Below are 5,866 nucleotides of genomic sequence, written 5' to 3'. Positions count from 1 at the left end.
GAGGTGGGGAGCGTTGGAGATAAGTTTTTCCCCTCTGCCCAATGCCCAATGCCCAATGCCCAATGCCCAATGCCCAATGCCCAATGCCCAATGCCCAATGCCTAAAAACTAATGACTAATCTGCATACACTCCGAAGTCGGGAACAAAGAACTGCTTGGATTTTGCTGACGCCAGCATTGCTGCTGTTGTTATTTGTCTTTGGCTATCCAATTTTACGAGCATTCTGGTTAAGTGTATTTACTAAGAACTTAGGAACAGAGTTACAACCTGTATTCTCTGGTTTAGAAAATTATGTGCGGATGGCGGGAGATGGTCGTTTCTGGCAGAGTTTATGGGCAACTACTGTGTTCACAACAGCATCCGTACTCTCGGAACTATTGTTAGGATTGGGAATTGCTCTGGTTCTCAATCAGAAGTTTTTTGGACGGGGTATAGTACGGACGAGCGCTATTTTACCTTGGGCTTTGCCTACTGCTTTGATTGGTCTGGCATGGGCTTGGATTTTTAACGACCAATTTGGGATTGTCAACGACATTCCACTGCGATTGGGGTTGATTAAAACCGGAATTAATTGGTTAGGAGATCCGACTCTGGCAATGCTAGCTGCGATTTTTGCTGATGTTTGGAAAACTACGCCTTTTATTAGTATTTTGCTGTTGGCTGGCTTACAGTCGATATCAAAAGACCTTTATGAAGCTTATTCTGTTGATGGAGCAAATGCTTGGCAAAGCTTCCGCAATATTACCCTGCCATTGCTGCTGCCGCAAATTTTAATTGCAGTACTATTTCGATTTGCTCAAGCTTTTGGAATTTTTGACTTAATTGCTGTGATGACTGGGGGTGGCCCTGGTGGTGCTACTGAAGTGGTATCCCTGTATATCTACTCTACGGTGATGCGCTACTTAGATTTTGGCTATGGAGCAGCCTTAGTAGTGGTGACATTTCTCATATTAATTGCGGCGGTGGCGATCGCTACTTTCTTGCTGAACAAATACCGTGCTAAAACATCAGGAGTCATTTAACTCATGAGTTCAACACCACAAGCAGTTTCAACTACTTCCAGAGCAACGGAGAAAACTAAATTTTCTCTGAAAAAAATCTTGTTTTTTATAGCAATTGTATTAGTATTGCTATTCAGTCTAGCGCCAGCCCTATGGCAATTGCTAACTTCGTTTAAAGTTAACGATGATATTGCCGCCGTTCCTACTGTTTATTTCCCTACAAGATTCACTTTTAGTCACTACACTGAATTATTCGCCCGCCGTCCATTTTGGCGCTATATCTTTAACAGCGCTTTTGTCTCGATTACTTCTACAGCTTTGGCTTTAGCGATTGGAGCGCCTGCGGCTTATGCCTTGGCACGGTTACGCCCCTGGGGACAACGAGTTATCCTGGCGAGCATTCTCATTGTGACTTTATTTCCTGGAATTCTGTTGTTTTTGGGATTATTAGAAATTATTCAAGCTCTGAGACTGGGCAACAACTATCTGGCGCTGATTATACCCTACACTGCCATCAATTTACCGCTAACAATTCTAGTACTCAAAAGTTTTTTTGAACAATTGCCCAAAGACTTAGAAGATTCTGCAAGGGTCGATGGCTACAACACTTTGCAACTATTGTGGCAAATCGTACTACCCATGACCCTCCCCGCCTTGGTGACTACTGGAATTCTCACTTTTATTTTTGCCTGGAACGAGTTTATCTTCGCTTTGACGTTCATGACCCGCGAAGAATTAAAGACGATTCCCGTTGCTGCGGCTCAGTTAGGTGGTGCAACAGTATTTGAGATTCCCTATGGTGCTATCGCTGCTGCTACCGTTGTGGGGACATTTCCCCTAGTTATATTAGTTTTGTTTTTCCAGCGCCGAATTGTCCAAGGTCTTACTGCTGGTGCTGTCAAAGGATAGGGAGACAAACAATTCAAAATGAAGAATCCATCTTCCTACTGGTCTATCGCATTAATTTTGCTGGGTTAATAAACGTAGACGCGGAGCGGCTTGCCGCAGGCTACCGCAAAGGGCGCAAAGAGCGCAAAGAAAGAAAAATTAAGAATGAGTTTACCCATCAGAACTAATGCGATAAACCACTACTATTCTATGTCATTAATTTTGATGGGTTTGTAGTAAGCACTTCAGTGCTTAAAAATCAAGGACTAAAGTCCTAACTACAAACTTATTTACCCCTCATAACTAATGACATAGACTACTACTCTCTGTCCCATGAATTTTGCGGGGTCAACTCAATCTTCTTTCTCTCTTTCTCTGCGTTCTCTGCGCCTCTGTGGTTCGACCACTACCTTCTAAAAACTCAAAACTGACCACCGATCGCTGACAAGTAAAAAAATGGCTAAACTCGAACTCAAAAACTTAAATAAAACCTATACTTCCAAAGTCGTCCCTGTCAAAGACATTAGCTTAACAGTAGATAATGATGAGTTTTTGACTTTACTCGGCCCTTCAGGGTGTGGCAAATCCACCGTCCTTCGGATGATTGCAGGTCTTGAAGAACCGACTCGCGGTCAAATAAAGATTGGGGAGGTGGATGTCACTCATAAAGGAGCAGGCGATCGCAACATTGCGATGGTATTTCAAAGCTATGCACTCTATCCCCACATGACAGTGTACGAAAACCTCGCTTCTGGACTCAAGCTCAAAAAAGTACCATCAGCAGAAATTAAACAGCGAGTGACACAGGTGTCAGAAGTTCTAGGATTAACAGAGTTGATGAACCGCAAGCCAGGTCAGATGTCTGGAGGTCAACGCCAACGGGTTGCAGTCGGTCGTGCTTTGGTGCGTAATGCCGATGTCTATCTGTTGGACGAACCATTAAGTAACCTGGATGCACTGCTGCGAGAACGAGTTAGAGCCGACCTCAAGCAAATTTTTGCCGTCCAAAAAGTTCCAGTGGTTTATGTCACCCACGACCAAACAGAAGCAATGACACTTTCTACGAAAGTAGCTTTGCTTAACGATGGTTATGTCCAACAACTAGACCCGCCCGAACTCATCTATAACCATCCAGCTAATTTATTTGTAGCTGGATTTGTTGGTAGTCCACAAATGAATTTACTCACTCTACCTTGTAACGAAAAATCCGCCACACTGGGTAACTTCCAAATACCTCTGCCAAATTTGCCTACTGTACCACCCCAGATTGTTTTAGGAATCCGCCCAGAAAATGTCCGCATTGCTCAACCAGGAGACACCCAGATTATCCAAGGGAAAGTGTATCTAGTGGAAAACTTGGGTATGCATTATTTAGTAAGTGTCAGAGTTGAAGGTTCCCAAACCGAAGCGATTACAGTACGTGCTTTGCTACCAACAGACCAAAATTGGAATAACGAGGATATTACATTGGCATTGCCTTGTGAAGATCTTCACTGGTTTGATGTTGAATCTGGTCATGCTCTTGTTAAGAGGCAAATGTGAGGCGGCTAGTAGTCTGCTAACCCAAAAATCTTAGGTGGAGGTTGGGTAAAGGTTAAAGGCAAAAGGGGAAGGGATTTAAAACCTTTTCCCTTTCCCCTTTAAAGAGCTAAGTTGACTTGGCGAACTACAAGGGTATCTTTTTGAACTCGAAATATTCTATGCACCCTTACCGGCTCACATTCACTTCCAACAAATAACCTTTGGTAAATCCCAATACTTGTCGGTTAAGGGGGAAAGGGAAAGGGGAAAAGGGAAAGAAAAAACCTTTAACCTTTACCCTTTAACCCCTTCGGGGTTCGCCAGTCGCTCATGGGGGAAACCCCCAAGACCGCGCTGGCTCACCTTTTCCCCAAACCAAATTCCAGTTTAAAATCCAAAACCCGAGCAGTATTGTGGTAAATCCTATTGATTAAACACCAACAGGAGTGGGTGCAGCGAATCTAGCATATCGCTCGATGTAAAATTCTTTGGAGTTAGCGATCGCTTTCACAGATTCACGCTCTTTGAGGGCGTGCTTCCATTGTTTCACACGCGTAAATTCACTGGGTAAACTAAAACCACGATACTCCTTGAGTGCGCCCCAACGTTCAAACCAAGGGAAATAGGTTAAATCTACCAAACTAATGGATTCACCAAACCAGTAAGGGCCTTCCCCAGATAGTTTTCCTAGACCTTCGTTTTCAATAAATTCCAGGTGTTTGTATAGCTCCTGTTTAGCTTCTTCTTGTTTTTGGACATCTGAACTTCGCAGCAGGTTAGAAAAAGCAGAAACAAATCTGGTATTAGCAAAATCAATCCAAATGCGAGCCTGTGCTTTAGCAATAGGATCGCTGGGTAACAGAGGCGGATTCGGAAATACCTCATCTAGATACTCGTTGATGATTGCTGATTCCCAAACTCGCTGGTCATTATGAGTGATTGCCGGAACTTTACCATAAGGGGAAATTTTTCTAAAACCTTCCGGTGGATTCTGCAAATCGATTTCAATCAAATCGAAATCAACGCCTTTTTCTTGAAGTACCAACCGAGTGCGGTGAGCGTAAGGACAAACAACTGCACTGTATAATTTGATTTCAGCCATTTTAATTTCCTTTGTGAATTAGATTTGCGCCTGGAACCTGGAGAGATGGAGGACAGGGGGTAAAGAGCTAATTTTTAATTCTCCCCATACCCCATGCCCCATATTCCAATACCCTTAAAGCCAGGGTATTTCTTCCGGTGCATAACGAAAGGCACGGAAAACTGTATTTTGTTCGCCACGACTGACAGGCGATTTCTCACCTGGAATATTCCGAGATGCAAAATGAGGGTTGACATACTCCCAAACAATTTCTCCTGTAGTTGTCACCTCGAATATCCGGCCGTAAGCACCTTCTGTAATTAAGGTATTGCCATTTGCTAAACGTTGCGCTCCTGATATGTAGGAACTAAAGAAATTTTGGGGAGGGCTATCGGTATATTCCCACACTATCTCTTTTGTTTGACGGTTGACTTCAATCACACGGGAGAAATTGAGAGCAGTGTGACGGCGATGTGCGCCATTATCGAAAATCAGGATATTGCCGTTAGCTAATTCGTTGGGAAAATGCTGCTGTGCTAGTACGTCATCACCCAGCGTCCAGATGATTTCTCCGGTTTGGCGATCGATAATTACAACTGTGGATATATTACGAAAGCTCACAATAATATTGCCGTCGGCGAGTTCACCGACAGTATTTCCGTGAGTCCATTCGTGTCGATGATCCTGGGGAGTAATCGTAAATTTATCTGGGTCGAGATGTTCCCAAGCGTGCCAAGTCCAAACAATTTCATGTGCTGGAGTTACTTCATAAAGCACATCAGCATAGATATCACCATTGGCTTCTGTACCCACTACACCGCCTTTAATACGGGGAACCAAAGACTGGGGTATTTTTTCAATGGCAAGGATAATCGTGTTGCCATTGGCTAGCCTGCGTCCATCGTGATGGTGGTCTGGATGCTTATATTCCCAAATAATATTCCCTTTGGGATCTGCTTCTAATACAACCCCACTTTTGAATGCACCCCACAAAGCAAAACGCAGTGGTTCCTCTGCTGGCGTCTTACCGTTATAAAAGAGGTTGCCATTAGGCAAAAGATAACCATATAAACCCGGCGCATATGGCAGATTCCACTGGTGTACTACTTCTCCTTCCAGATTCAACAGGTAAACTTCACCTTGACCGGTCAGGGGTGTAAAAAGTGTGTATCCTTTGAAGACTTTTTCAGGGTTGTAAGCTTTTAAACCAGTACCCCGACGACGAATAGTATTTTGGTCAACCAACGTTGCTGTAAAAGTCATATCCTACCTGGTAAATGTTTAGTTGATGACTGGGGAGATGGCAACGCCTTGGGAAAAGGAGGGATCTTTTTTTTCCCCTTTCCCCTTCACCCTTTCCCCTTTCCCCTTTAC

At 43.7% G+C, this 5,866-nt stretch carries 5 protein-coding genes; 3 read left to right on the top strand and 2 right to left on the bottom strand.

All coding sequences use genetic code 11. The features are described 5' to 3' along the window. The first annotated feature begins 111 nt into the window (after window positions 1-111). The 3 genes from GNE10_RS31250 (at window position 112) to GNE10_RS31240 (ending at window position 3,432) form a co-directional block, all read left to right on the top strand. Entirely contained in the window at window positions 112-1,023 is a 912-nt protein-coding gene (locus GNE10_RS31250) for a carbohydrate ABC transporter permease (RefSeq protein WP_099066097.1), read from the top strand. A 3-nt stretch (window positions 1,024-1,026) separates the two neighbouring features. Further along, window positions 1,027-1,911 (top strand): carbohydrate ABC transporter permease, encoded by an 885-nt coding sequence (locus tag GNE10_RS31245; protein WP_185569767.1) that lies wholly within the window; start codon window positions 1,027-1,029, stop codon window positions 1,909-1,911. Between the two features lie 435 nt (window positions 1,912-2,346). After that, on the top strand, window positions 2,347-3,432 hold the full coding sequence (locus GNE10_RS31240) for an ABC transporter ATP-binding protein (RefSeq protein ID WP_185569765.1): 1,086 nt from the start codon (window positions 2,347-2,349) through the stop codon (window positions 3,430-3,432). Between the two features lie 409 nt (window positions 3,433-3,841). Here GNE10_RS31240 and GNE10_RS31235 read toward each other — a convergent pair whose 3' ends face one another. Together GNE10_RS31235 and GNE10_RS31230 are read right to left on the bottom strand one after the other, a co-directional pair. Continuing rightward, the gene (locus GNE10_RS31235; RefSeq protein ID WP_185569763.1) at window positions 3,842-4,513 is read right to left on the bottom strand and encodes a glutathione S-transferase family protein; all 672 of its coding nucleotides are present in this window, start codon (window positions 4,511-4,513) and stop codon (window positions 3,842-3,844) included. 114 nt (window positions 4,514-4,627) lie between these two features. After that, a complete protein-coding gene (locus GNE10_RS31230; RefSeq protein WP_185569761.1) occupies window positions 4,628-5,755 on the bottom strand; it encodes an aryl-sulfate sulfotransferase in 1,128 nt (375 codons plus the stop codon). Window positions 5,756-5,866: the final 111 nt, after the last annotated feature.

The sequence above is a fragment of the Nostoc sp. 2RC genome, from assembly GCF_014222165.1.
Lineage (GTDB): Bacteria > Cyanobacteriota > Cyanobacteriia > Cyanobacteriales > Nostocaceae > Nostoc > Nostoc linckia.
Note: the sequence above shows the minus strand (reverse complement) of the source record. Positions and strands in the feature narration are given on the sequence as shown.

Bases quoted from the DNA above. Each gene is read 5' to 3' on its own strand.
- GNE10_RS31245 (WP_185569767.1), top strand. From the start codon at position 1,027: ATGAGTTCAACACCACAAGCAGTTTCAACTACTTCCAGAGCAACGGAG.
- GNE10_RS31235 (WP_185569763.1), bottom strand. From the start codon at position 4,513: ATGGCTGAAATCAAATTATACAGTGCAGTTGTTTGTCCTTACGCTCAC.
- GNE10_RS31230 (WP_185569761.1), bottom strand. From the start codon at position 5,755: ATGACTTTTACAGCAACGTTGGTTGACCAAAATACTATTCGTCGTCGG.
- GNE10_RS31250 (WP_099066097.1), top strand. From the start codon at position 112: ATGACTAATCTGCATACACTCCGAAGTCGGGAACAAAGAACTGCTTGG.
- GNE10_RS31240 (WP_185569765.1), top strand. From the start codon at position 2,347: ATGGCTAAACTCGAACTCAAAAACTTAAATAAAACCTATACTTCCAAA.